Source organism: Sinomonas atrocyanea, assembly GCF_030811715.1.
GTDB lineage: Bacteria > Actinomycetota > Actinomycetes > Actinomycetales > Micrococcaceae > Sinomonas > Sinomonas atrocyanea_A.
The window spans coordinates 85,674-109,748 of sequence record NZ_JAUSRH010000009.1; the positions used below are offsets into that span (position 1 = coordinate 85,674).

The 24,075-nt window shown below is 71.1% G+C and carries 24 protein-coding genes; 6 read left to right on the forward strand and 18 right to left on the reverse strand.

Going from position 1 to position 24,075, the window contains the following annotated elements:
- Positions 1–88 precede the first annotated feature (88 nt).
- The 8 genes from J2W21_RS14055 to J2W21_RS14090 all read right to left on the reverse strand — a co-directional run bounded on the left by J2W21_RS14055 (position 89) and on the right by J2W21_RS14090 (position 8,083).
- Positions 89–832, reverse strand: coding sequence for an SDR family NAD(P)-dependent oxidoreductase (locus tag J2W21_RS14055; protein WP_307115127.1), 744 nt, complete (start codon positions 830–832; stop codon positions 89–91).
- Positions 832–1,599 (reverse strand): SDR family oxidoreductase, encoded by a 768-nt coding sequence (locus tag J2W21_RS14060; RefSeq protein WP_307115128.1) that lies wholly within the window; start codon positions 1,597–1,599, stop codon positions 832–834. The genes J2W21_RS14055 and J2W21_RS14060 overlap by 1 nt, the downstream gene beginning before the upstream one ends.
- Positions 1,596–3,329 carry an FAD-dependent oxidoreductase gene (locus J2W21_RS14065; RefSeq protein WP_307115129.1) on the reverse strand — a complete coding sequence of 578 codons (1,734 nt, stop codon included), beginning with the start codon at positions 3,327–3,329 and terminating at the stop codon, positions 1,596–1,598. Before J2W21_RS14065 ends, J2W21_RS14060 begins: the two co-directional genes overlap by 4 nt.
- Positions 3,330–3,349: 20 nt before the next feature.
- Complete coding sequence (locus J2W21_RS14070) at positions 3,350–4,744, reverse strand: MFS transporter (RefSeq protein ID WP_307115130.1); 1,395 nt, start codon at positions 4,742–4,744, stop codon at positions 3,350–3,352.
- Positions 4,741–5,046, reverse strand: a complete 306-nt coding sequence (locus J2W21_RS14075) for a Dabb family protein (RefSeq protein ID WP_307115131.1) — start codon at positions 5,044–5,046, stop codon at positions 4,741–4,743. The genes J2W21_RS14070 and J2W21_RS14075 overlap by 4 nt, the downstream gene beginning before the upstream one ends.
- On the reverse strand, positions 5,043–6,725 hold the full coding sequence (locus J2W21_RS14080) for an FAD-dependent oxidoreductase (protein ID WP_307115132.1): 1,683 nt from the start codon (positions 6,723–6,725) through the stop codon (positions 5,043–5,045). Before J2W21_RS14080 ends, J2W21_RS14075 begins: the two co-directional genes overlap by 4 nt.
- Positions 6,726–6,828: 103 nt before the next feature.
- Positions 6,829–7,611, reverse strand: a complete 783-nt coding sequence (locus J2W21_RS14085; protein WP_307115133.1) for an IclR family transcriptional regulator — start codon at positions 7,609–7,611, stop codon at positions 6,829–6,831.
- A 25-nt stretch (positions 7,612–7,636) separates the two neighbouring features.
- Complete coding sequence (locus J2W21_RS14090) at positions 7,637–8,083, reverse strand: pyridoxamine 5'-phosphate oxidase family protein (RefSeq protein WP_307115134.1); 447 nt, start codon at positions 8,081–8,083, stop codon at positions 7,637–7,639.
- Positions 8,084–8,397: 314 nt separating this feature from the next.
- On the opposite strand from J2W21_RS14090, the gene J2W21_RS14095 reads away from it, so the two are divergent.
- The 4 genes from J2W21_RS14095 (at position 8,398) to J2W21_RS14110 (ending at position 11,784) form a co-directional block, all read left to right on the forward strand.
- A complete protein-coding gene (locus J2W21_RS14095) occupies positions 8,398–8,862 on the forward strand; it encodes an acyl-CoA thioesterase (protein WP_307115135.1) in 465 nt (154 codons plus the stop codon).
- 156 nt (positions 8,863–9,018) lie between these two features.
- Complete coding sequence (locus J2W21_RS14100; RefSeq protein WP_307115136.1) at positions 9,019–9,888, forward strand: MmpS family transport accessory protein; 870 nt, start codon at positions 9,019–9,021, stop codon at positions 9,886–9,888.
- A 264-nt stretch (positions 9,889–10,152) separates the two neighbouring features.
- Complete coding sequence (locus tag J2W21_RS14105) at positions 10,153–10,938, forward strand: pullulanase X25 domain-containing protein (protein WP_307115137.1); 786 nt, start codon at positions 10,153–10,155, stop codon at positions 10,936–10,938.
- A 162-nt stretch (positions 10,939–11,100) separates the two neighbouring features.
- Positions 11,101–11,784 carry an HNH endonuclease family protein gene (locus J2W21_RS14110; RefSeq protein ID WP_307115138.1) on the forward strand — a complete coding sequence of 228 codons (684 nt, stop codon included), beginning with the start codon at positions 11,101–11,103 and terminating at the stop codon, positions 11,782–11,784.
- Between the two features lie 39 nt (positions 11,785–11,823).
- Here the strand turns inward: J2W21_RS14110 and J2W21_RS14115 are convergent, their stop codons facing one another.
- Positions 11,824–12,516, reverse strand: coding sequence for a DNA alkylation repair protein (locus J2W21_RS14115; protein WP_307115139.1), 693 nt, complete (start codon positions 12,514–12,516; stop codon positions 11,824–11,826).
- 85 nt (positions 12,517–12,601) lie between these two features.
- Positions 12,602–12,973, reverse strand: coding sequence for an iron chaperone (locus J2W21_RS14120; RefSeq protein ID WP_307115140.1), 372 nt, complete (start codon positions 12,971–12,973; stop codon positions 12,602–12,604).
- 139 nt (positions 12,974–13,112) lie between these two features.
- On the opposite strand from J2W21_RS14120, the gene J2W21_RS14125 reads away from it, so the two are divergent.
- Positions 13,113–14,753 (forward strand): PAS domain-containing sensor histidine kinase, encoded by a 1,641-nt coding sequence (locus J2W21_RS14125; RefSeq protein ID WP_307115141.1) that lies wholly within the window; start codon positions 13,113–13,115, stop codon positions 14,751–14,753.
- A 30-nt stretch (positions 14,754–14,783) separates the two neighbouring features.
- Here J2W21_RS14125 and J2W21_RS14130 read toward each other — a convergent pair whose 3' ends face one another.
- A complete protein-coding gene (locus J2W21_RS14130) occupies positions 14,784–15,215 on the reverse strand; it encodes a hypothetical protein (protein WP_307115142.1) in 432 nt (143 codons plus the stop codon).
- Between the two features lie 144 nt (positions 15,216–15,359).
- Here J2W21_RS14130 and J2W21_RS14135 point away from each other — a divergent pair, with 144 nt between their 5' ends.
- Positions 15,360–16,133: a response regulator transcription factor gene (locus J2W21_RS14135; RefSeq protein ID WP_307115143.1), complete on the forward strand. Its 774-nt coding sequence runs from the start codon at positions 15,360–15,362 to the stop codon at positions 16,131–16,133.
- A gap of 16 nt (positions 16,134–16,149) precedes the next feature.
- On the opposite strand, the gene J2W21_RS14140 is transcribed toward J2W21_RS14135, so the two are convergent.
- From J2W21_RS14140 to J2W21_RS14170, 7 genes are all read right to left on the reverse strand, one after another.
- Positions 16,150–16,512: a hypothetical protein gene (locus J2W21_RS14140; RefSeq protein WP_307115144.1), complete on the reverse strand. Its 363-nt coding sequence runs from the start codon at positions 16,510–16,512 to the stop codon at positions 16,150–16,152.
- The gene (locus tag J2W21_RS14145) at positions 16,499–17,176 is read right to left on the reverse strand and encodes a signal peptidase I (RefSeq protein ID WP_307115145.1); all 678 of its coding nucleotides are present in this window, start codon (positions 17,174–17,176) and stop codon (positions 16,499–16,501) included. The genes J2W21_RS14140 and J2W21_RS14145 overlap by 14 nt, the downstream gene beginning before the upstream one ends.
- Positions 17,177–17,210: 34 nt before the next feature.
- Positions 17,211–17,828 carry a TasA family protein gene (locus J2W21_RS14150; RefSeq protein WP_307115146.1) on the reverse strand — a complete coding sequence of 206 codons (618 nt, stop codon included), beginning with the start codon at positions 17,826–17,828 and terminating at the stop codon, positions 17,211–17,213.
- A 151-nt stretch (positions 17,829–17,979) separates the two neighbouring features.
- On the reverse strand, positions 17,980–19,131 hold the full coding sequence (locus J2W21_RS14155; RefSeq protein ID WP_307115147.1) for a 5-methylcytosine restriction system specificity protein McrC: 1,152 nt from the start codon (positions 19,129–19,131) through the stop codon (positions 17,980–17,982).
- Positions 19,128–21,341, reverse strand: coding sequence for an McrB family protein (locus tag J2W21_RS14160; RefSeq protein WP_307115148.1), 2,214 nt, complete (start codon positions 21,339–21,341; stop codon positions 19,128–19,130). Before J2W21_RS14160 ends, J2W21_RS14155 begins: the two co-directional genes overlap by 4 nt.
- A gap of 97 nt (positions 21,342–21,438) precedes the next feature.
- Entirely contained in the window at positions 21,439–21,987 is a 549-nt protein-coding gene (locus J2W21_RS14165; RefSeq protein ID WP_307115149.1) for a dihydrofolate reductase family protein, read from the reverse strand.
- Positions 21,988–22,059: 72 nt separating this feature from the next.
- The gene (locus J2W21_RS14170) at positions 22,060–24,036 is read right to left on the reverse strand and encodes an amino acid transporter (protein WP_307115150.1); all 1,977 of its coding nucleotides are present in this window, start codon (positions 24,034–24,036) and stop codon (positions 22,060–22,062) included.
- Between the last annotated feature and the right edge of the window lie 39 nt (positions 24,037–24,075).

Sequence of the window (24,075 nt, forward strand, 5' to 3'; positions counted from 1 at the left end):
TCCGGGTACGAGCGTGCGTACCCGGAACGCGTTGTGGGCGACGAGATGCGTACCCGAAAAGGCCTATAGGCTCAGGGCCTCTCCAGACCTAGACGGCGGTGTAGCCGCCGTCGACGGCGAGCACGGCCCCGACCACGAACGATGCCGCGTCCGAGGCGAGGAACGCGATGGCCTCCGCGATCTCCTCGGGCCTCGCGAGCCGGCCGATGGGCTGCCTCTCAGCCATCGAGGCGCGCACGGCCTCCGGCAGGCCGGCGACGAGGGGCGTGTCGGCGTAGCCGGGTGCAACGGCATTGACCCGGATCCCGCGTGGGGCGTACGTCGCGGCCGTGGACCGTGTCAGGTTCGCCACGGCGGCCTTCGCCGCGGAGTAGGAGGTGCTGTTGGGCTGCCCGACCGTGCCGAGGATCGAGGAGACGTTCACCACCGCGCCCCGCCCGGCGGCCACCATGTGCCGCAGGGCATGCTTGCCGCACAGTGCCACCCCGGTCAGGTCGATCTCGATCACGCGTCGCCATGCGGCGACATCGAGTTCGTGCAGCGGTGCCTTCGGCTCGGCGATGCCCGCGTTGGCCACGAGCACGTCGAGCGAGCCGAACTCCGCCGCGGCGCGGTCCATGAGCGCGGCCACCGAGTCCTCGTCGGTCACGTCCGTGGGGACGAACAGCGCCCGGTGGCCCTCGTCGCGGAGGCCGCGCGCGACGTCGTGCGCGCCCTCCGCGACGTCCCCGATCACCACGGCGGCCCCTCGGGAGGCGAGCAGGCGCGCCGTAGCCTCCCCGATGCCCGACGCCGCGCCGGTCACCACCGCGACCCGCTGGTCGAACTGCACTACGCGTCCTGCCTGAGGTTGTTCCCCGCGGTCTCCCCGCCGTCGATCGCGAGGCAGGCCCCGGTCATGAAGCTCGACTCGTCCGAGGCGAGGAACAGGACCAGGTCCGAGATCTCCTCGGTCTCGGCGTCGCGGCCGAGCGGGATCTGGCCGAACCCGCGGGCCAGGCCCGCCGTCATGGGAGTCTTGACCGAGCCGGGGTGAACCGAGTTGACCCGGATGCCGTACGGGCCGAGGTCCATGGCGCTCGTCTTGGTGAGTCCTTGGACGCCCCACTTCGCGGCGGCGTACGCGGCCCGGTTCCTGAACCCGACGAGACCCGCGATCGACGAAATGTTGATGATGGAGCCGCCTGCGGCCTTCATGTGCGGCACGGCCGCCTTCATGCCCAGGAAGTTGCCGGTCAGGTCGATCTCGATCGTCCGGCGCCACTCGTCGACGTCGGCGTCCTCGACGGACCCGCGGGTGAAGATCCCGGCGTTGTTGACGAGCACGTCCAGTCTGCCGAAGCGTTCGACGGCGGCGCTCACCGCCCGCTCCCAGCTCGCGTAGTCCGTCACGTCGAGGGGGGCGAACATCGCCACCTCGGTCCCGGTTTCGGCGTTGACCTTCTCAACGAGCGCGCGCCCCTCCTCCTCGAGCAGGTCCGCGACGACGACGCTCGCACCGTGGGCCGCGAGCGCGCGGGCATGTGAGGCGCCCATCCCGCGCGCCCCGCCGGAGATCAGCGCGACCTTCCCGGCGACGCGGTCCGACCCGCGGGTCATCGCACGCCGCCCTCGATGAGCCCACGCTCGATCCCGCGTGCGGCGGCGAGGGCCGCGATGTCACGTCCGGCCCGGTAGCCGAACACGAGGGCCGCGCCGATGTGCGAGCCGTAGCCCGGGTAGCCGCCGCCGAACACGCTGCGGGCGGCCGCGCCCACGGCGAGGAGGCCGGGGATCGGCGTCCCTTCCTCCGTGATGACCACGTTGTCGGAGTCGACGGCGATGCCGGCGAAGGTGCCCAGATCGCCCATCTGGATCTTGGCCGCGTAGTACGGCCCCTTGTCGAGGGGTGCAAGGTTCGGGTTGGGCCTGTGCTCCATGTCCCCGCGGAAGTGGTTGTACTCGGTGGAGCCTCGCCCGAACTGCGGGTCCTCGCCGGCCCGCGCGCCCGCGTTGAACTCGGCGACCGTCTGCTTCAGCCCCTCGGCGTCGACGCCGAGCTTGCCCGCGAGCTCCTCCAGCGTCCGTCCCTTGACCAGGTACCCCATCCTGTAGAAGTAGCCGCGGGGCATGGGCCACGGCTTGGCGTAGCCGATCCCGTACTTGTGCATGGACGTCGCGTCGCCGATGACGTAGCCGAACGTCTGCTCCTCGCCGGCGCTGTGGGCGATCATCTGCCCGCCGAAGTCGTGGTAGCTCAGAGCCTCGTTGCCGAATCGCTTCCCGTGGCGGTCCACGGCGATGAGCCCGGGCAGCCCGATGGCCCGCAGGTGCGGGAAGAGGCGTTGGCGCCCGTCGCGGAACCGGAAGACGGTCACCGGCGCCCACGAGCCGACCGAGGAGACCCTGTCATCGATGTGGCCGCCGGCAGCGAGTGCCATCGCAGCGGCGTCGCCGCCGTGGCCCACGGTCGGGGTGAAGTGGTTGGTGCCCGCCGGGTCGTGCGGGAAGTACCGCTTGCGCAGCTCGGTGCTGCCCGAGAAGCCGCCCGCAGCCAGGATGACGCCGAGCTTCGCCTCGACGTGCACGGGGTGCTCGCCGCCGAGCACCGCTCCGGTGACGGCGCCGTCGTCGCCCCTGGTGAGCGAGACGACGGGGGAGGACTTCCACATCCGCACGCCGGCGTCGTAGGCGCTCTTGACCATGAGGGTCATGAGGGCGTTGCCGTTCGAGCGCAGCACGGGCCGGCGGTAGCGGGCGGCGTCGAACCAGGTGCGCAGGAGCTTCTTGGCGACGTAGACGAAGGACTTCACGGACTGGTTGACGTGGAAGAACTCGTTGATGTCCGGACCCACCTGCGGCATGTACCCGAACACCGTGTAGGAGGACATGTACGGCTGCATGAGCAGGCGCTTGTCGCCGAGAATGCGCGCGTCGGTGTCCTTCGGGAGGATCGCTCGGCCTCCGAGACGCGCCCCCGGCAGGTCCATCTGGTAGTCGGGGGCCTTCTCGGGGTAGACGAACTCGACCGCGGTCTGGCGCTCGAAGAAGTCCAGCGCCTCGGGAACGGTGTCCAGGAACTGGGCCACGCCGTCGGCATTGTAGGTGCTGGGGGCGAGGTTCTGGAGGTAGGTCTCGACCTCTTCGCGGCTGTCCCCGGCGGCCGCGCCGGCGCGGTTGCCGGGGACCCAGGCCCAGCCGGCGGAAATGGCGGTGGTCCCTCCGAAGTACTTCTCCTTCTCGGCGACGATCACGCTCAGGCCCTGGCTGGCCGCCTTGAGCGCTGCCGCCATGCCGGCGGCGCCGGATCCGACGACGAGGACGTCGCACGCTGCTGTCTTCTGTCCCATGCGGTTCGGAATCTCCTTGATCACTTCGTGGGAGCCGGATGGCCCGAGACGGCCTTGAGGTACGGCCCGCCGAGCTCGTCGACGGGGGTGTGCGCGGTCTCGCGCGAGCTCGCGGTGGCGATCACCGCGGCGAGGGCGCACGCCGTCCCGAACACGGCCACGGGCACCCACCCTGCGGGTCCGGCGGTCATGAGCAGGCCGCCGATCATGGGCCCGAAGCCGGCGACGAGGAGGCCGAGCTGGTTGCCCAGCGCCATGCCGGAGTAGCGGACGGGTGCCGCGAAGAGCTCGGCGAAGAAGCCCGGCCACACGCCGTTGAACCCGGAGTAGAGCACCGTCATGAACACGAAGCTGGCGGCGGCAACGACGACGAGGTTGCCCGTGCCGAGGGCCCAGAAGTAGGCGAACAGCGCGCCCGAGCAGCCGATCATCGCGATGAGGAGCAGCGGCTTGCGGCCCACCCGGTCGGAGAGGGCGGCAACGGGGGGCATCACGAGCATCGAGAGGCCGATGGCCACGGCGTTGATGGTGAGGATGGCGCCCTTGTCGAGGCCGCCGTGGGCGGTCGCGTAGGAGAGCCCGAAGACGGTGAAGATGGTCTGCATGACGGAGAAGATCGACATGAACAGGACCCGGACCACGTCCCCTGCCTGATAGCGGAGCACCTGGCCGAGGGGGAGCTTGCGCACCTCGCCCTCAGCGCGGGCCTCCTTGAAGACCGGTGTCTCCTCGAGGTGGGTCCGCACCCAGTAGGCGATCGCGAGGACGGCCGCGGAGCACCAGAAGGGGACCCGCCAGCCCCAGGTCATGAGGTCCTCCTTCGGCAGGGCCGTGATCGGGACGAACACGACGGTGGCGAGGACCATGCCGGACGCATAGCCCGCCATGACGAACGAGGTGAAGAAGCCGCGCTTCCCCTCAGGCGAGTGCTCGAGGGTCAGGGTCGAGGCGCCCGCTGATTCGGCGCCGGCCGAGAAGCCCTGCAGGAGCCGGCCGAGCGTGAGCAGCACGGGTGCGAGCAGGCCGACGGAGGAGTAGGTGGGGAGGAAGCCGATCCCCAAGGAGGCCAGCCCCATGAGCGTGAGCGTCATGAGGAGCACGTTCCGGCGTCCGAGGCGGTCGCCGAAGTGGCCCATGACCATCCCGCCCAGCGGGCGGGCGACGTACGCGACCCCGAAGGTTGCGAAGGCGGCCACGAGGCCCGCGGTCGGATTGTCCGCTGGGAAGAAGAGCGCCGGGAACACCAGCGCTGCGGCGGTGCCGTAGATGAAGAAGTCGTAGTACTCCAGAGTGGAGCCGAGGAACGACGCGAGGGCCGCTTTCTTCGGCGTCTTGCGGTGGGCGCCCGGGCTCTGGGAGGAGGCCGCGGACGACGGCGTGTGGCCGGCGTGGGCTGGGCGAGCGGCAGTGCTCATGGGGTGTCCTTGGTGATCTCGAAGTCGACGGAGATGATCTGCTCGCTGTTCGGGAAGGAGTACTCCTTCAGCGGTTCGTGCAGGGGATGGGTGTTGTACACCTCGATGTCGGCGACGGACTCGAAGTCCGCGACGATCGCGTAGTCGAAGGCCCGCCCCGAGCGGATGACGTCGGGCCCGTGGGTGAGGGCGATCAGGCCCGGGATCTTGCCGCGCATGCGGTCCAGGCCAGCGGTCCAGGCGTTGCGCTCCTCGGTGGGAAAGCCGGGCTTGAATTTGAAGAGGACGGCGTGGCGGATCATCGGGCGGCCTCCGCCCCGGCCAGCGCGGCCTCGTAGGCCGCCGGCTGCCCGGCGATCGTGCGGCCCGCGAGGTAGCCCATGGTCATGAGCGGACCGAGCGTTGCTCCGGCGCCGGGGTACCCGGCGGCGTAGGCGCTCTCGGTGGCGTTGCCCACGGCGTACAGCCCCGGGATCGGGGCTCCGTCGACGTCGAGGACGCGCGCGGAGCCGTCGGTTGCGATGCCGCCGTTGGTGCCGAACGCCCCGTTGACCACCTCCATGGCGTAGAACGGGCCGCGTTCGAGGGGTGCGAGGGACGGGTTGGGCCACGTGTTCCCGCCGTCTCCCCAGTACCGGTCGTACGCCGTCTCGCCGCGGTGGAAGTCGGGGTCCTCGCCCTTGCTGGCGAACGCGTTGAACCGCTCGACCGTCGCGACCAGGTTTCCGGCCGGCACCCCGATGGTGCCCGCGAGCTCTGCCAGGGTGGCGCCCTCGGCGAGGTACTGGGGGGTGGGTTCGCCGGCGCGGTGGGAGAGGATCCCGTAGCGCTCGAGGTAGGCCTCGTCGAACACCACGTAGGCGGGGGTGTTGAGGGTGGTGTTGTTGGGGGAGTCCCACGACTGGAGGCACCGGGCCAGGTCGTTGTAGTTCTGGGACTCGTTGGCGAAGCGCTTTCCGTGGCGGTTGACCATGATCGAGCCGGGCCCCTGGCGCTCGAAGCGCAGGAGCGTGCCGATCGGCTTCCCATCGCGGGTGTCGCCCGTGATGGACATGGGCGCCCACCACGCCTCGCGCGTGCCCCGGGTCTGGGCCCCGATGCGCTGGGCCATGCGCAGGCCGTCGCCCTCGTTGGTGGGTGGGGAGCACATCGTGTAGAGGCGGCTGGCGAGCATCGAGTCGGCCAGGGACCGATCCCACTCGAAGCCGCCGGTGCCGATCACCACCGCCTCTCTGGCGGCGATCTCCTCCCCGGTGGCCAGCACCACTCCGGTGACCCGGCCGGCGTCGTGCGCCGGACCGTCGTCGCGGAGCAGGCGCTCACCGCGGGCCTCGACCGCCACGTGCGCACCTTCACGCACCGCGGCGGCGAGGAGCATCGCCACGAGGGCGCGGCCCTTGGCGACGAGGCCGGACTCGGCCCGGGCGCCGAGCTCGTCCCAGGGGAACCGGGTGAACGCGCCCCAGTCCTCGTACTCCTGCATGGTGAACGGGGCCCGGCCGTCGGAGCGGACGTGCTCGCCCAGGTCGCCCAGGAGCTCGACGATGTTGGCCAGCTGTGGCTCGATGGTCCGGCCGCCGTCGACGGAGCCGGGGAGGTCCTGCCGATAGTCGGGGAAGTTGTCGAGGTAGAGGAACCTCACGCCGAGCTCCCGCTCGACGAAGCTGAGCATCGTATCGCCGTGTGTCACGGCGGCGGCCAGGAGCTCCTCGCGGCCGCGGCCCCGGGAGACGGCGCGGACGTAGTCGAGCGCCGTGTCCGTCGAGTCTTCGAAGCCCGCCTCGCGGGCGTGGTGATTCGCGGCGATCCAGAGCATTCCGCCGGAGACGGCGCTCGTGCCGCCGAGCAGCGAAGCCTTCTCGAGGACGACGACGGACTTGCCCGCGCGCGCCGCCGTGGCTGCTGCGGTGAGCGCTCCCGCACCCGAGCCGAGCACGACGACGTCGTACGCGGCCTGCGGTCTGCCGGTGAGGTACTTCATGGGGACTCTCCTTCGAGCCGGTGAACTGGCTACTCACGAGAGTCCCTGCGGACGATGTATTGCACATCACACCTTCCCGATGATCGGGAAGCCGTGCTGTTCGTCAGAGGCTGCGACGGATGGCGTCCCGGAGCGTGCCGTCCCAGCCGAGCGCGCGCGAGATGCCCCGCGCAGCCGTCTGGAGCGCGGTGATCGACGCCTGCACCGGACCGCCCTCGCGGGGGATCACGACGCTCAGGCCGGCGATGGCCGTCCCGTCCGCGGCGAAGACCGGCACGGCGACGCCCGTCGACTCGGGAACGATGGTCCCGGGCATGACGCAGAACCCGGAATGACGGATCTCCGCGAGCATCCGCCGCAGCTCGTCCGGGTCCGTGACGGTGGTGTTCGTGAGCTTCGGCAGGCGGCGCCGGAGGAACGTCTCCTGCGCCTCAGCCGGACCGAATGCCGTGAGGACGAGGCCCGTGGACGTGGCGTGGATCGGCAGGCGCCCTGCGACGCGCGTGATGTTGATGGTGGAGGTGTTCGAACCGAGGCGTTCGATGTAGAGCACATCCTGCTGGTCGATCACGCCGAGGGTCGTGTGGTGCCCCACGACGGCTTGGACGTCTTCCATGAACGGCAGGGCAGCCTCCCGGAGGCCCAGGACCTTGGAACCGCGGGAAACGAGCTCCCACAGCCGCGTCCCGAGGCGCAGCCGTTGGCCGTCCCGGTCCAGCAGGGATTCGGCGAGCAGCTCATCGACGATCCGGTACGCCGTGCTGCTCGGCAACCCCGCCCTGCGGGCGAGCTCGGCAGCACTCAGCGTCGGGTGCTCGCCGTCGAAGGCGGCGATGATGCGCACCAGACGGTGGACCATCGAGTCACCGGACGCGGAGTTGGCCATGGTGCTCCAGAGCGCGGGCGCCCGCTCAGTAGTCCCGCGCGGTGGTCTCCTCGGGCTCTGCGCCGAGCTGGAAGTGGCGGCCCTCGATCGAGGTGGGCGCGATCTCCACGTACACGCTCTTGGAGGTGGGAAGCCACGTCTCGATGTTCACGGCCTCGGCCTCTGCGATCTCGTGGGAGTGCTCGAGCACGCGGGCAGTGCCCTTGATGACCACGCTCCACGCCTCGTCCTGCATGATGCCGTCCGCCTCGAAGGCGACCTGGGGGTGGATGGTCAGCTCTGCGAGCTTGGTGCCGGGAGTCGTCTTGAGGTACAGCTTGCCGCCCGAGGACCTGAAGTTGATCGGGACGATGTCCAGCTCGCCCGCGGCCGCCGTGGCGAGGCGGCCATGGCGGGCACTGTCGAGGAGCTCCCAGCTCTCCGCATCCGTCAGGACGCGGATCGGCTCATCATCGTGGTGGTCGAACAGCATGGCGTTCCCTCTTCCCCCGGCCGGCCGGCCGGACACCGTCGCTTGATCGAGCGGGCCACCTCCCCGAAAGCGGTCGGACGGGGGGCCCTGCATCCATCGGGAGCTGACTCCATCCTAGCCACGCACTCCGCCAGCCGGGACGAGCGCCGTAACCGCGATTAAACGCAGGCGTCACCCTCGCGCAAGATCGCTTTCCTAGGCTTGAACCAGGCCGCGGGGACGGCGTCGGCGGGGCACGGAGCGCCCCGGACGCCGCCCGCGGCAGGAACACACTTCCGCCGCGACGGCGGAGGCGGTGTGGTAGACACGAAAAGGTGAGCAGCGAGCGGCTTCGCGTCATGGTCCCCATGCGCTGGGGGGACATGGACGCCTACGGGCACATCAACAACGTCCAGATCGTCCGCATGCTCGAGGAGGCTCGCGTGGCCGCCTTCGGGCCCCCCGGGGGCACGGGAGCGGCAGGCATCGAGCCGCTCGTGCCGCTGTTCTCGGCGGTCCCGGACGGGACGCTCGCGCTCGTCGTCGAGCACCGGGTCCGGTACGTGCGCCCGCTCGACTACCGCAACGTCCCCGCCCAGGTGGACGTGTGGGTGAGCGGCCTCAAGGCCGCCGCGCTGACCCTCGACTACCTCGTGCACGACCCCGTCGACGGCCACGAATGCGTGCGGGCGACGACGCAGATCGCCTTCGTGGAGGAGTCCACCGGCCGCCTCATGCGGCTCACGGATGACCAGCGCCGCCGCCTCGAGCCCTACGTGGGAGCCGGACTCTTCGCCTAGGCGCACTCCATCGCAGAGGGCGTGGCGGCGCGCAAAGGAATCCCGCGCGCCGTGGCGCATGGGCCTTGCGCGGCCGGCATGGAATACTCATCGCGGCGCGCTTTGATGTCCTAGCGAGGGGTTGGGACAGCGCAGCCTGAATCCAGGGGGGATTCCATGACTCATCCTCAGTCGCCCGAGCAGCCGTCGGCCCCGGGCCCGCACCCGCAGACCGGATCCGCACCGTTCGGCAAGCCGGGGCAGGCCACCGCTGAGGGCCAGCCCTACCCGCAGCCGAACGCGCAGCAGGGCCAGCCGTACGGGCAGCAGGGCCAGCCCTACCCGCAGCAGGGCCAGCCGTACCCGCCGCAGGGCCAGCCGTACCCGCCGCAGGGGCAGCCGTACCCGCCGCAGGGGCAGCCGTACCCGCCGCAGGGGCAGCCCACCGGTCCGTTCGGCCCGCAACCGAACAAGACGCTGGCGATCATCTCGATCGTGGCGGGCGGCCTCGCCGTCCTGTTCGGCCTCCTTCCGGTCATCGCGTGGCCGCTGGCGGCGGGCGCGATCGTGTGCGGCATCATCGCGCTCGTGAAGAAGCTCGGAGGCAAGGGCCTCTCGATCGCCGGCATCATCCTCGGCGCGGTGGGGGCGATCATCGCCCTGATCACCTTCATCGTCGCGATGGCCTTCGTGTCCTCTGTGGAGAAGACGTCCGGGAAGAGCCTCGGCGAGCTCCAGTCCTCGCTCGCCTCGGCGAGCGCCGCCGCCAACGCGGAGCACACGGTGCAGTACAAGGTCACCACCAACGGCAAGGCCAAGGTCAGCTACTCGGATGCTGCAGGCAACAGCGACGAGGACATCACCGCCCCGTGGACCAAGGACTTCAAGGACAGCGGTTTCGTGCTCGCGAACGTGTCGGTGATGGCCGACGGCAACGCCGACACCGCCCAGGTCACGTGCGAGATCCTCATCGACGGCAAGACCGTGTCGAAGAAGAGCGACACCGGGGCGTACGCGTCCGCCTACTGCTCCGGCAGCACCCGCTGACCGCAGGCGCTGCCCGCCCGCACGCTGTCCGGCGGGCGGGCAGCGCCCCGGTAGACTTGGACCGGCGGAGACCTGGGCGGGCCGGCCACGCGCAGGACGCGTGGACGTAACCCCGGCGAAACCAGGACATGCCACGGTGGGGCGCAGCTGCTGTACGGCGCGTCACACTCGGTCACCGACAAGGCGACCCAGGAGTAACCGGCCAGCATGGACATGGAGTGCGGCATGGGGCTCCGCCGGAAACGCAAGGAACAAGGGGAAGCAATGGCGAGGAACGCGAACGCGGCAGAGAAGCTCGATCTCCGTCTCAAGGCGGTGCTGGACGGGCTGGCGGAGGCGGCATTCACTGATCAGACGGCGGATGCCCGCGAAGTCCTGACCGCGGCGGTCGCCGCCGTGCCGTTCGACGAGCACGAGGCGGTGCTCCTCTCCGGCGGCATCCCGCGCGGCCACAAGGCGCTCACCGCTGCCACGGCCAAGCTCGTCAAGGCAGGCTGGATGGTCAAGGGCCGCAGCGGCTGGGCGATCACCGAGGACGGCCTCCGCGCCACGGTCGCCTTCCCGACGGGGCAGGCTCTCGCGGCCGCGCTCGCGGACGGGACGCCGGTGCCCGCCGACACCCCGGTCCCCACGGCAGCACCCGCGAAGAAGAAGGCGGCCCGCAAGGCGCCCGCCAAGAAGGCATCCGCTGCCAAGGCGCCCGCGGCCGAGCAGGCCGCCCCGGCGGCTGAGCCGCTCGTCGTCGACCTCGACCAGCCGCAGTCTGTGGCGATCGCCGGCGACTTCGCATCCCACCTGGGTGCGTCCGCCGACTGGGAGCCGAGCGCGGACGCCGTGCAGATGGGCCTCGACGCGGCCTCCCGCCGCTGGGTCCGCACCGTGGACCTCCCCGCGGGCCACTACGCGTTCAAGATCGCGATCAACCGCTCCTGGGACGAGAACTACGGCGCGTTCGGCGCCTTCGACGGCCCCAACCACGAGCTGACGCACGACGGCGGCCCGGTCACCATTGCCTACGACCACACCACCAAGGACATCGCCTACTCCTGATCCCGGCGGGCGCCTCTCCACATAGGGGCGCCCGAGGCCAGGATTGTCGGCGGCCTCCCGTACGGTGGAACGGTCTTGTCAACCACCGGCGGGGGGCCGTCCATGCTTCAGCGTTCATCCCGGCGCCTTCCGCGACGCGGGCGCCCTCGCAGGGCCGCGGGCGTGGCGGCCGCCGGGGCACTCGTCGCCGCGGCGCTCGGCTGGTTCGCCGGCCTCATCCAGGTCCCCGGCCTCGAGTCGCCGCTGACGGCGCAGTCGCAGATCGGCGGAGTCCCTGCTGCGCAGCTCTCGGCCGCGAAGGCCTCGCTCGCTGCCATCCCCGTGAAGGGGCGTGCGCCGAAGACCGGGTACACCCGGAACGAGTTCGGCCAGGCATGGGCCGACACGGACCACAATGGCTGCGACACCCGCAACGACATCCTCGCGCGGGACCTGCGCTCCCCGGTGTTCAAGGCCGGCACGCGGGACTGCGTGGTCCTCTCCGGCAGGCTCGAGGACCCGTACACCGGCGCTTCGATCGCCTTCCAGCGCGGTGAGCGGTCCGCGGACGTCCAGATCGACCACATCGTGCCCCTCTCGGACGCCTGGCAGAAGGGCGCCCAGCAGTGGACGGCCCAGAAGCGCCTCAGCTTCGCCAACGACCCGGCCAACCTGCGCGCCGTGGATGGCCCGGCGAACCAGCAGAAGAGCGACGGCGACCTCGCGACCTGGCTGCCCGCGAACAGGTCGTTCCGCTGCGAGTACGCGGTGAACGTCGTCGACGTCAAGGCCGCCTACGGGCTGTGGATGACCCAAGCGGAGCATGACAAGGCCGCGGAGCTCCTCGGCGCCTGCCGGGCCGAGTGAACGCGGCCGAGTGAACCGCGGCCGGGTGAAGGGGCACGCTCAGGAGGCCTTGAGGTACCGCTCGCGTGAGCCCCTGGGCAGCTTCTCGACCGCGTACCTGAGGGCCACCCGGGCCATCCGCGGCGCGCACCGGTCCAGGAACGCCTCGAGCCCCGGCGTCCCGACGGCCCGCAGGGCCCAGCCTGTGGCCTTCTGCACCGACTCGTCCGGGTCGTCGGCGAGCAGGGTGGCGATCTCGAACAGATCCTGCGGATCGCCGAGCCCCACGAAGTAGGTCGCCGCGACGATCGCCGTCCGCCGCTCGCTCGGCCGCGGCGAGCGTGCGAGACCGTACAGCGGGTCCCGCGGCTTGTCGGCGAGGTAGCTGCCCACCACGTGCACCGCAGCACGGTCCACGAGGTCCCAGGAGTCGATCCGGTCGTGGCGGCGCAGGTACAGCTCGTAGAGCTCGCGCCGCCTCGGCGGCGGCGTGCTCGGGCTGCGGGCCTGGAAGTCCATGATGCTCACCGCCCCCGCGCGGGCTTCGTGCCATGGGCTGTCGAGGAGGGCCTCGACTTCGTCGAGCGGCATCTCCGCGGACGCGCGCGCGAGCTCGAACACGGTTCCCATCGGGACCCCGAGGAACCTGTCGCCCCCACGCCGCGCGAGCGGGAACGCACGCTTGTACTTCCTCAGTTCATCACCGGAACTCAGCGACTCCAGCGCTGCCAGGAAGGCCCCGGCGGTACGCATTCCGAAGACCATCCGCACACCCCCGCGAGATGCCTGATTTGTACAAGTTTTAGGCTAACCCGGGAGGGGCCCGAAAGTGCCGGGTCTAAATGCCCTTCCCTCGAGCCTTCAGGGTGCCCTCGATCTCGGCCGCCCGCGCCGCGAAGATGGCACGCAGGACCTCGTCCGGCACCGGGTGCGCCGCCGTGAAGCGGAGGGTCCCCTTGGCCCAGTCGAAGTCCTCCAGCCGGTCGGACAGGGCGCCCAGCACGCGGCCGCTGAAGGGGAAGACCGAGAGGTGGTCCTTGGCCCTCATGGCGCTCGCATAGCCCTTGCCGTGGACGAGGAGGGCAGGCATCCCGTAGCTGCGCCCCTCGGCCGCCTCGGGGCACACCTCGAGCGCGACGGCGTACACGTGCCTGAGCGCCGCGCCGTCCGGCCCGTCCAGGCCCGCGAGATAGTCGGTGACCTCGCCCATGCCCCCATCGTCCGCCCCTCAGGGTGAGGAACGGAAGAAGGCGCTGCGGGGCGGCGCGGTCGCACCGCACCGCAGGGGCAACCGCGCAGCCCCGCGCGTTATGGTGATGCAGGGGAGCGTCCTGGAAGGGGGAGCGGACGTGGTCAAGCTACTGGATGTGCTGCTGCTGGGGCGGGCCCGGTTCCACGAGCTGAGCATGCGGGGGCGGGTCATGCTCAGCCAGCTGCCCGCCAACCTCACGCTGCTCCTCGTCCTCGTGGTCGTCGCCGCGGCGGCGCCCGAGAAGCTCACCGAGCCCGCCTTCGTCGCGGGCCAGGCGATCGCCGTCCTGCTCCTCGTGCTCTCCGGTTCGCTGCCGTGGGAGCGGCTCCCGTACGGCTCCTTCCTCGTGGTGCCGTTCCTCGACTTCATTCCCATCGGCCTGGTGCAGGCCTCAGCCTCGGACCGGCTCCCGGGGCTGGCCTTCCTCGCGCTGTTCCCCATCATGTGGGTCGCGGGCTCGGGGTACCGTCCCCGGCTCATGGTGCCGCTCAGCGGCGCAGCAGCCCTCGCCATGGTCTGGACGCCGCTCTTCCTCGCGGGAACCCCGGATCCGCGCGTCCTGGCCGGACACCTCCTCGCGCCGTTCATGCTCCTTGCCGTGGGAGTGGGCACCTCGGTGATGACGCTGAGCGGAATGGCCCAGCAGGCGCGTGTGGAGGAGCTGCTGGCCCAGGCCGAGAACCGGGAGCGGCTCCTGGACGCGGTGCTCGAGACCGTGGACGTCGGCGTCGTCGTGATCGACACCGAGGGCCGCGGGACGTTCACGAACACGAAGCAGGTCGAGGTGTACGCGGCGGCGGTGCCCACCGAGGAGGAGGGGCCGGAGACCGGCATGATGATCTACCGGGACGGCTCCGAGGAGGCGCTGCCCCCCGAGCAGTGGGCGCTCGAGCGCGCGCTGGCGGGCGAGCGGGTGGAGCACGAGATCTTCCGGCTCGGTCGCGGCCGCGACGCCCGCACGGTCTCGGTCACGGCCCGGGACTTCCTCGATGCGGACGGCGGGCTGGCGGGAACGGTGCTCGCCTCCTCGGACGTCACCGACGTCGTGCACGCCGTGCGCGCGAGGGACAGGTTCCTCTCGACGCTCTCGCACGAATTCCGCACCCCGCTCGCGAACATCCTCGGCTACGCCGAACTCGTCGCGGACGATCCGGATCTCTCGGACGGTTCCCGCGCGGACATCCAGGTCATCGCCCGCAACGCCCAGCACGTGGCGAGCATGGTCGACGAGCTGCTCGTGGTGGCGGTGACCGGCGCCGGAGCCGCCGTCCGGCTGCCGCTGGACGTCGCGGAGATCGTTCGTGAGGCCGCCGAGTCGTCCGCCGCCAGCGCGAGCGTCCGGGGCATCCGGCTCCACGCCGAGACGGACGGCGCGCTCATGGTCCTCGCCGACCGCACGGGCCTGGTGAGGGTCGTCGACAACCTCGTCTCCAACGCGCTCAAGTACTCCGGAGCCGGGACCGAGGTCCGGCTGCGCGCCGCGCGGGACGGGCGGTGGGCCGTGGTCACGGTCGAGGATCGCGGCATCGGCATCGCCGAGGAGGACCTCGTGCACATCTTCACCCGCTTCGGCCGCAGCGACGGCGTGCTCGGCGAGGACATCCCGGGCGCGGGACTCGGCCTCGCGTTGTCCAAGGAAGTCGTGGAACGCCACGGCGGCTCCCTCGAGTGCGCGAGCAGGGTGGGGGAAGGCAGCACCTTCACAGTGCGGCTCCCGCTGCGGGGCGAGCCCCGTTGAGGAGCGGCCGCGGCCGGGGGACGCTCCCTGTCAGCAGGTGTGCGTGAGCGTCCAGACAGCCCCGGACCACGAGCCCAGGAGGCCTTGGACCGTCAGCGTGTAGATCCGGTTCCCGGCCGAGGTAGAGGTGCGCGTGAGCGGTGCGGGCAGGACGACCGCCCCGCTGCTCGGCGGTCCCACCGTCGAGGACGCAGTGCTGCCGTCGGGCGCTGTCAGCACGAAGCGGTAGCCGGTGGCGCGCGGCACCTCGCTGTAGGCGCTCACCGTGGCCGTCGCGGACTTCCCATTGGAGCCGTTGCAGGCGATGGCCGCGCCCACACTCGCCGGGGCGGCCACCTGATAGGTGCTCGCCGTGAAGCCAGACGAGTCGGTCGAGTTGAAGGCGCCCAGGGCGGCCATGGGGGCCAGCGCCAGGAAGAGGAGGGCGCCGAGGAACGCGGCCAGCATCCGCCTCAGTGCCATGGTGTCTCCTTCCCCTCTTCTACCAGTCCTCGGGCCGTGGCCCCATCCTCCCAGCACGCCCTCAAGCCGGGCCCGCCGCCATCTTCAAGATTTGCTCAACGAGGGGCCACCGTCGCGGCCCGAACATCTGCGAGACTCTGTGGCATGGGGACAGATTCCGCCGAACGCCGCGCCGTGGTCATTGAGGACGACGCCGACATGCAGAGCCTCCTGGCCCGGACGCTCCAGCGGCACGGTTTCGACGTCGCGGTGGCGGGGACGGGGGCGGAGGGCCTCCGTCTGGTCGGCGAGCACACGCCCGACCTGGTCACCCTGGACCTGAACCTGCCCGATCTGGACGGCACCGAGGTCTGCCGCAGGATCCGGGCCGTCTCGGACGCCTACGTCATGATGATCACCGGCAGGGCCGACGAGATCGATGAGCTGATGGGGCTGCAGATCGGGGCCGACGACTACATCAGCAAGCCGTTCAGCCCGCGGACCGTCCAGGCCCGGGTGGAGGCCATGTTCCGACGCCCCCGCACGGCGGCGCAGGCCCCGGCCGGGGCGCCGTCCCGGGACGCGGCCGCCGCCGCGGCCGCCCCCGCCGCGGCCCGGACCCTGGACGGGACGAGCCTGGCCCACGGGGCGTTGGTGGTCGACGTCGACGCCCGGCTCGCCGTGCTGGACGGCGAGGAGCTGCCCCTGACCCGGACCGAATTCGATCTCCTCGCCCTCCTGGTCGGGGCGCCGAGGAGGGTGTGGACCCGGGAGATGCTGCTGCGGTCGGTGTGGGGCGACGAGTGGGCCTCGGATGCGCACCTCGTCGAGGTCCACGTCGGCAACCTGCGCCGCAAGCTCGGCGACCGGGGCAAGGACTCCCGCTTCATCAGGACCGTGCGCGGGGTCGGCTACGGGATGGTCCCTCCGGTCGCCTGAGCCGCCTGCGGGCAGGTCAGCCGCCAGCCAGGAGGTCCTCGAGCGCCTGCGCGACGGCGTCCGCGCTGCGCCGCAGGTCGGTCACCGAGGCCCGCGCCGACGGGAGGTCGACGGCGCGGACGGCCCGGTCGGTGCAGCGGGCGGCCTGCTCGAGCCGGAGGGCCCCGACCATCTCGGCTGACGTCGCCAGGCTCAGCAGCGCCACGTGGGCGTCGTCGGTGCGTCCGGCTTCGACGGCGGCGGCGACGGTCCTGAGCCTGCGGGGGAGCAGGTCCAGGAACAGCGCCGCGAACGTCAGGGCGTCGGCGGCGGAGCCGAGGTCGCCGGCGATGTCCCGCAGGCGGGTCTGTTCGAGGATGGGCAGCTCATCGGGTGCCATGGCTCCGCTCTCCCTTCGTGGACGGGGACGCAGCCTCGGGGTTCCGCGGTGTGGACGCTGGGCGGCCCCAGATCGAGGACAGTCCGATGGCGAGGAGCAGGACCGGGGCCCCGACCATGAGCGCCGTCCGTGCGGCCGGGGAGCGCAGGGCGCGGATCGCGTCGCCGAGATGCGGGATCACGGCCGCGGTGGTGTAGACGGAGTCGTCGGTGATGACGGCCGTCCACGGGTCTGCGCCGTTGTTGGCGTCGCCTTTGGTCCTGATGGCGGTTGCGCCTCCGGGATTCCGGGTGACCTCGACGACGCGGTGGGTCTCAACCCGCTGGTCGTCCACGGGGATGCGGTAGGTGATGATGTCCCCGACCGCCAGCTGCGCGGTCGGGATCTTCACGCTCACCACGACGTCTCCGGGGTTGATGAGCGGAGCCATGGACCCGGTCAGCATCGTCGAGGTCTGGTAGCCGAGGAACCGGGGCCCGACCGCCAGGAACAGGAACAGTGCTGCGGCCGCGGCGAAGACGAGGGCGAGCACGGAGCGTGACGCACGGCGTGCGGCCCTGCGCCAGGGGCCGGCCGCCCCGCCGCCGGACCTGCCCGTCGAGGGCTCGGGCCGGCGGCGCGGGAGCGCGGCTGCTGCGTCCTGCGGGGGGAAGGTGGTGCTCATGACAGGTCTTCCTGGGGTGTCCGCTGGCCGGGAGCTACTGGTTGGTGGCGCTGCGCTGCGTGCCGGTGAAGGCGAAGTTCACCGTGCTGGTGATGCCCTGGAACGTGTTGTCCGCGCCGGCGGGCAGCGTCATGGTGACCCGCAGGTTGTCGGTGTGGCCTGCGGTGACGGCGCCGACGTTGGCCAGGGCAACGTTGGACCCGATGACGGCCTTGGTGGCCAGGACCGAGGTGACGGTTCCGGAGCACGTGTAGGTGTAGGCCGGGGAGGTTCCGGCCTCGGTCCACGGGACCGAGCAGGCATCGATCGCCAGCTGGAGGCCGTTGACGGCGTCGGTGTCGAGCTTCGACGAGGGCGCCGCAGTGGTGGCCAGGGTGATGCCGGCGAGGTTCTGCGTCCCGGAGTTCGTGAGCGTGACGGCGCGCTGCACGCTGTCCCCGGGCACGAGGCCCGTGGCTCCCACACTCAGGCGGTTCGCGGCCCCGGTGGCACCGAGGTTCACCGCGACGGTGCCTGAGGCGACGTTCGAGCTCGCGGAGGTCGTGGACGTGAAGGCACCGTAGGTGCCGAGGCCGGCCACGCTCGCGGCTGCGCCGACGAGGGCGGCCGAGGCCAGAAGCTTGCCGGACGTGGACTTGAGGCTGAGACCCATGTTCTCCCCCTTGATCGGGCCGGGCAGCGCGCCCGGTCTGCTGTCGTCGCCAGCCCCATCGGCTGACAGAGACAACTCTCCGGTCCGGGTTTCAAGGCCACCGCCCGCCAGCGGACAAGAAAGCCTCAAGATCCGCTCAAGCCCCTGGCGCCTAGAGGTAGGGGGCCACGGCCGCGATGAACTGCTCCCGCACGAGGACCGAGGCGACGGAGAGGTCCACGGTCGCGGCGCCGAGGCGGTGGCCCGAGGAGAGGAACGACTCGGCGAGCGGGCTGCCGGCGGAGGGGTACAGGAGCAGGCCGCCGGCCTCCAGGGAGGCCGGGTCTGCGGCGGACTCCTGTTCCCGCACAAAGGCGTAGAGCTGATAGAGGTGCCCGGAATCGAGGGTCTCGCGCGCGAAACGTCCGGGCCGGATCGCCGCGGTGAACCGTGTGTCGACGATGAGTCGGCGGCCCGTGGCGGGCGCGTCGATCCACACGTCGGTGACCATGTGCGGCAGGACCGCCGCCATGCCCAGGGTGGCCCCGCTGGCCTTCCATCCGACCTTGCGCCCGCGCTGGACGGACCACCCGCGGCTGCGCCCATGCACGGCGTAGAACCCGCCCACCGCACGCTCGAACAGGTGGCGGAACTGGCGCTCGTCGAGGGTGCCGCGCCCGTGGCCGGGATTGCTGCGGCCGAAGGGCAGCGAGAGCTGCAGGGCGAGCCGGGCCGCGAGCAGCACGGAGCGGTCCTGCTGGTCGTTGCGGGTCAGCCGCGCAGCGACCGACGCCGACTGGTCGCGCTGGCCCGCGCCGGCATCGAGGATGCCGACCCCGAGCTGGGCGAGGCGCTGCGACTGCCCCTGGCAGCGGCGCACGAGCTCCTCGTCGCCGCACAGGCGCGCGATTGAGGCCAGCGCCGTGCGGATGAGCCGGTTGCGGGGCGTGTCCACCGTCAGCTCCTCGAACCGGCACGCGACGAGCCCGCGCGAGAGCAGCTGGTGGGACTCGGTGCGGAGCGTGTCGATGCCGCCGCGCACCCGGGCGAGGTCGCGCGAGGTCTTCCTGAACGACGGCGTGAGCGGCCTCCGCAGGCGGTCCTCGGCGCTCGCGACGAGCAGCTCGGCGAGGAGCTCGGGGAGCTTCTCGGGGTACTCCTCGATGCCGTCGAACGCCTCGGGCCCGGACTGGTAGAACTCCGAGGCGTACAGCAGCAGGAGCCAGACGTTGCGGACGGGGATGCGCACCCCGCCGGCGACGACGACGGAACCGTCGGCAGCCGCCGTCGTGCGCTCCGGACCAGACGGGTCCGCAGGGCTCACGCGAGGCCCTCGAGGAGCGCGGCCGACGCCGACTCGGCCTTCGCCGCGTCGTCGAACCAGTACTCCTCGAGGGTGGGCACGATCTCGGTGTCGACGACGCCGCGGAACCAGTCCGCGAAGGAGGTGACGCGCTCCTCGGCGGGGGGAGTGACGAACGAGTGCCCGAGGCGGAACTCGGAGCCGAGCGCCGGGTCGTCGGCGATGCGGTCGTTGAGCGCCTCGAAGCGGAAGCGCACGAGCTCGAGCTCCTTGGAGTCCACGCCGTGCCGGGCGGACATCCACGCCTGCCACGCGTCGTTCACGCTCGGCTCGAGCGAGACGAAGGCGAAGCGGCGGCGGAACGCGAGGTCCATGATCGCCAGCGACCGGTCCGCGAGGTTCATCGTGCCGATGATGTAGAGGTTGCTTGGCACGTGCACGCTCTCGGTGCCCGAGCGGGGGTAGGCGAGCTGGAGGGACTCGCGCGGGGAGCGCTTGCCGGCCTCGATCAGCGTCAGGAGCTCGCCGAAGACCTGCACGGGGTTGCCGCGGTTGATCTCCTCGATGAGCATCACGTGGGGGACGTCCGGGTTCGCGTTGGCCCGCTCGACCATCTCCAGGAACGGCCCGTCCACGAGGGTGAGCTTCCCGTCGGAGCCGGGGCGCCAGCCGCGCACGAAGTCCTCGTAGCTCGAGTTGGGGTGGAACTGGGTGGCGCGCAGGGCGGACTTGTTGTCCCGCGTGCCGATGAGCGCGTACGCGAGGCGGCGGGCGAGCCAGGTCTTGCCGGTCCCCGGAGGGCCCTGGAGGATGAGGTTCTTCTTGGACCGCCACCGGGCGAGGTAGCCGTTGAGGTCGGACTCGTCGATGAAGCAGCCGTCCGCCACGATGTCGCGCACCGTGTAGCTCGCCTGCGGGGACATGGGCGTGGGGTCGTCCTCGGGTTCGGGCGCCTCGCCGGCCGTGCCAGAGTCGGCGTGCGCGCCGTGGCCGTAGCGCTCGAGGTAGGCGGTCCAGGACAGCTCCGGGAAGGAGTGGACGGCGAACTGCGGGTCCTCGAACTTGGAGGCCAAGGTGTCCAGCAGGGTGACGTACGCGGCGCCGTCGGCCGTGAAGAAGTCCTGGTCGAGCATGAGCTCGGTCTTGAGGTACTGGCGGGAGCGGCCGTCGAGCGGGAGGTAGTTCCAGGGGCGCACCCAGAACAGGCCCATGGTGAGCTTGGTGCCCACGCGGTAGATGTCCCGGGCCCTGTCGTAGGCCGCGGCGAGGCGGAAGCGCTCGTGGTCCTCGCTCGAATCGGCCGCGGCCAGGGCTGCCTCGAACACGTCCCAGAGGCTGTCGATGTCGTCCTTCTGGCGGGTGCCCGCGGGCGGGAAGAACCAGGAGTTCTGGTTGTTCAGCAGCGGGATGCCGTCGAAGCCCGTCGGCGCCGGGGCGTCCACTCGGAGGAAGGCCGCCCAGTCGGCGGCGATCTCGGTGCGCTTGGCCGGGCTCGCGCCCCGGTTGAACGTGCCCATGACGGTGAAGGGGCAGATGTCCTTCAGCGGTACGGGGTTGTCCCGCCAGTCGCGGTCCATCAGGAAGCCGAGCTCCTCGTGCCGCTCCTGCATCGCCCGCAGGTGGGCGAGCAGTTCGCCGCGGCGGCGGCGGAAGCCGAGCAGCGCCGTCGCCATCGCCTCGTAGAAGGCGGTCCACTCGAAGCGCTGCTCCGGGGTGGGGTCGACGTCGCCGAACCGCTTCGCCCAGGCGGGGTCGTTGCGGAAGCGGTCGGTGTCCTGGGGCTCTCCGAGGAAGGTGAAGCGCAGGAGCGCCTCGCGCATCCAGTGGCCCGGGGTGACCTTCCAGATGGTGTGCCGGCCGGTGTAGAGGTACCACTCGCGGGGGCGCGCGGCGCGGGTCCAGTCGACGCCGATCTTGCGCCCGTCGCCCGGGTTGGCGGTGATGACGCCCACGGCCCGGACGGCCAGCACGGCAGCGGCATGGCCGTGGGTCTCGAACGGGAGGCCTGTGCGGCGGACGTAGGTGGACTTGAGGGCGATCCTGTCGCCGACCTTCATCGACTTCACCGTGTCCAGGTAGCGGTCCTCGAAGCCGTTCTCCCAGATGCCCTGCGAGATGAACCGCTCGGCCTGGTCCTGGGACTCCTGGTCGGCGCCTGAGGACCCGACGAACCAGTATTGACCCTCGGGAACGCCCGCTTCCACCATTGACTGCCCTGCCTTCAGATCCATGCCGCGTCCACGGCACCCAGAGCATTAGATCATGTTCTGCTGGACGACGCGCCCGGGATCCGGGGGCCTCCCGGGGGCTCCGGAGGGGTCCTCGCGGCTAGGCGCGGACGGTGTAGTGCACGTACACGAAGCGGCCGATCCGGCGCTCGTCGACGAGGTCGAGGTCCAGCCTCGCCTCGGGCAGCGCGGGCGTCCCGCCGCCCACCGCGACCGGGGCGATGAACAGCCGCACGTCGTCCACGAGACGCGCCCCGAACGCCTCCGCGGCCAGTCCCGCGCCGCCGACCTCGAGGTCGGTGTGCTCCTTGAGGGCGCGGACCGCGGCTGGGTCGAAGCTGCGCTCGAGGCGCGTGCGCGCCGTCGTGACCTCCGGCAGGGTGCGGGAGTAGACGATCTTCTGCGCGGCCCGCCAGATCTGGGCGAAGTCGCGGACGACGCCGGCCGGCCCGGCGTCGATGACCGGGTCCGCCCAGGCGCGCATCACCTCGTACACCCGCCGGCCGTACAGGTAGGTGCCGACGGGCCGGAGGATGTCGTTCACCGCCGCGTGGACGTCCTCGTCAGGCTCGGCCCAATCGAAGCTGCCGCTGCGGTCGGCGATGTAGCCGTCGAGCGACGTGAGGTTCATGTACAGGAGCCGGCCCATGACTCCACTGTCGGTGCCGCCGGCGCGCCCCGGCAAGGGCCCGCTCAGCCCACGGGCCTCAGCCCACGGACCTCACCCCACGTGAACCCAGGGCCGCTGGGTGACGTCCGGGACGGCCTGGCGGAGCACCTCGCGGGTCACGGGGGCGATCTCGCCCTCGCCGAAGAACATGAACCGCAGCAGGTTCCGCACGGGGTTGCCCTCGGTCCAGCGGAAGTAGATGTGCGGCATGAGGCCGGTGACGTCGCGGATGTGCAGCAGCACCGAGGCGATGGTGTTCGGGACCACGGGTCCGTGGACCTCGAGGACCCGGTAGCCGTGGCGCATGACGCCGTGGACGTCGAGCTCGGTCTCGAAGTCGGAGGAGTCGTCGACGATGACCTCGAGGAAGATGACGTTCTCGTCGAGGGGGAGGTGGCTGACCTCGCTCGCGGAGGCGAGCTTGTCGCGGTACGCCTGGCTCGTGAGCCTGAGCGGCTCGTGGGCGATGATCTGGATGGGCCCCGATTCTGCGGAGGCGATGAACTCGATGGCCTTCTCGTCGAAGTGGATCTGGGTCGCGTGCAGCTCGAAGGAGCGCCGGGCCCTCGAGATGAAGGAGACGACGATGATCGCGGCGATGAAGATCGCGGCGATCTGGATGCCCTCGGGACGCTCGATCATGTTCGCGGCGGTGGTGTAGACGAACACGGCGGCGATGGTCCCGAAGCCGATCGTCAGCTTCCGCTGCCCGCGGTGCCGCGCCGAGAGGGTCACGGCGACGGCCGCGGAGGTCATGAGGACGAGGACGCCGGTGGCGTAGGCGCCGCCCTGGGCCTCGACGCTGGCCTGGAAGATGAGCGTGACCATGAAGGCGACGAACGTGAACACCAGGACGAGGGGCCGCGTGGCGCGCGTCCACTGGGGCGCCATGCCGTAGCGCGGCAGGTAGCGCGGCACGAGGTTCAGCAGGCCCGCCATGGCCGAGGCGCCGGCGAACCAGAGGATCGCGATGGTGCTGATGTCGTAGACGCTGCCGAAGCCCACGCCCATGTACTCGTGGGCGAGGAGGGCCAGGGCTCGGCCGTCCGCGGCGCCGCCGGGCTCGAACTCCTTCTGCGGGATCAGGACCACGCTCGTGAAGCTGCTCGTGATGAGGAACGTGCTCATGATGAGCGCCGCGGTGGTCAGGAGCCGCTTGGTCCCGCGGATGCGCCCGGCCGGGTTCTCCTCGGTGTCGCTCGCGTCCCCGCGGATCTGGGGCATGACGGCCACGCCGGTCTCGAAGCCGGACATGCCGAGGGCGAGCTTGGGGAAGACCAGGAGGGCGACGCCCACCATGAGGATCGGGCTCCCGTGCGAGGTGGTGAGGGCGTGCCACCAGTCGCCGACTAGGAGGGGATGGGCGAGCGCCTGGCCGAAGGTGACGACCACGAGGACGGCGTTGAGGATGAGGTAGACCCCGACGAGGACGACGGCGACGCCGATCGCCTCCTTGAATCCGCGCAGGAACACGGCCGAGAGCAGCGCGAGCAGCACGAGCGTGACCACGAGGTTCTGGTCCTGCAGCCACCCGGGCACGAGCGGGTTCGCGATCAGGTGCGCGGCAGCGTCCGCGGCGGAGAGCGTCATGGTGATCATGAAGTCCGTCGCCGCGAAGCCCAGCAGGGCCAGCACGAAGAACTTCCCGCCCCAGCGGGGGAGGAGGCGCTCGAGCATCGCGATGGAGCCGGAGCCGCTGTGGCTCTCGACCGAAACCCTCCGGTAGACCGGCAGCGCGCCGAAGAGGGTGACGATCACGAGCACCACTGTTGCCAGCGGGGACAGCACCCCGGCCGCGACCACGGCGATGGCGGGCGCGTACCCGAGGGAGGAGAAGTAGTCCACGCCGGTGAGGCACATGACCTGCCACCACCGGTGCTTCTTCTCATGGCCCTGGGGGATCGCGTGCGGCCCCTGGTGGATGGCCTGCGGCTGCTGCAGGTCGTGCAGCAGCCAGGCCCGGAAGGAATGGGCCTTGGTCTCCCGTCCGAATCGGGGTTCGGCGGGTGGGCGGCTCAACGTGGTCACCGGGGTACCTTCCTGATCGTGCCGCTGGTGCGACAGCCG

Coding starts and splice junctions, on each gene's coding strand:
- J2W21_RS14060 (WP_307115128.1), bottom strand. CDS start 1,599: ATGACCCGCGGGTCGGACCGCGTCGCCGGGAAGGTCGCGCTGATCTCC.
- J2W21_RS14065 (WP_307115129.1), bottom strand. CDS start 3,329: ATGGGACAGAAGACAGCAGCGTGCGACGTCCTCGTCGTCGGATCCGGC.
- J2W21_RS14070 (WP_307115130.1), bottom strand. CDS start 4,744: ATGAGCACTGCCGCTCGCCCAGCCCACGCCGGCCACACGCCGTCGTCC.
- J2W21_RS14075 (WP_307115131.1), bottom strand. CDS start 5,046: ATGATCCGCCACGCCGTCCTCTTCAAATTCAAGCCCGGCTTTCCCACC.
- J2W21_RS14080 (WP_307115132.1), bottom strand. CDS start 6,725: ATGAAGTACCTCACCGGCAGACCGCAGGCCGCGTACGACGTCGTCGTG.
- J2W21_RS14085 (WP_307115133.1), bottom strand. CDS start 7,611: ATGGCCAACTCCGCGTCCGGTGACTCGATGGTCCACCGTCTGGTGCGC.
- J2W21_RS14090 (WP_307115134.1), bottom strand. CDS start 8,083: ATGCTGTTCGACCACCACGATGATGAGCCGATCCGCGTCCTGACGGAT.
- J2W21_RS14100 (WP_307115136.1), top strand. CDS start 9,019: ATGACTCATCCTCAGTCGCCCGAGCAGCCGTCGGCCCCGGGCCCGCAC.
- J2W21_RS14105 (WP_307115137.1), top strand. CDS start 10,153: ATGGCGAGGAACGCGAACGCGGCAGAGAAGCTCGATCTCCGTCTCAAG.
- J2W21_RS14115 (WP_307115139.1), bottom strand. CDS start 12,516: ATGCGTACCGCCGGGGCCTTCCTGGCAGCGCTGGAGTCGCTGAGTTCC.
- J2W21_RS14120 (WP_307115140.1), bottom strand. CDS start 12,973: ATGGGCGAGGTCACCGACTATCTCGCGGGCCTGGACGGGCCGGACGGC.
- J2W21_RS14130 (WP_307115142.1), bottom strand. CDS start 15,215: ATGGCACTGAGGCGGATGCTGGCCGCGTTCCTCGGCGCCCTCCTCTTC.
- J2W21_RS14135 (WP_307115143.1), top strand. CDS start 15,360: ATGGGGACAGATTCCGCCGAACGCCGCGCCGTGGTCATTGAGGACGAC.
- J2W21_RS14140 (WP_307115144.1), bottom strand. CDS start 16,512: ATGGCACCCGATGAGCTGCCCATCCTCGAACAGACCCGCCTGCGGGAC.
- J2W21_RS14145 (WP_307115145.1), bottom strand. CDS start 17,176: ATGAGCACCACCTTCCCCCCGCAGGACGCAGCAGCCGCGCTCCCGCGC.
- J2W21_RS14150 (WP_307115146.1), bottom strand. CDS start 17,828: ATGGGTCTCAGCCTCAAGTCCACGTCCGGCAAGCTTCTGGCCTCGGCC.
- J2W21_RS14160 (WP_307115148.1), bottom strand. CDS start 21,341: ATGGATCTGAAGGCAGGGCAGTCAATGGTGGAAGCGGGCGTTCCCGAG.
- J2W21_RS14165 (WP_307115149.1), bottom strand. CDS start 21,987: ATGGGCCGGCTCCTGTACATGAACCTCACGTCGCTCGACGGCTACATC.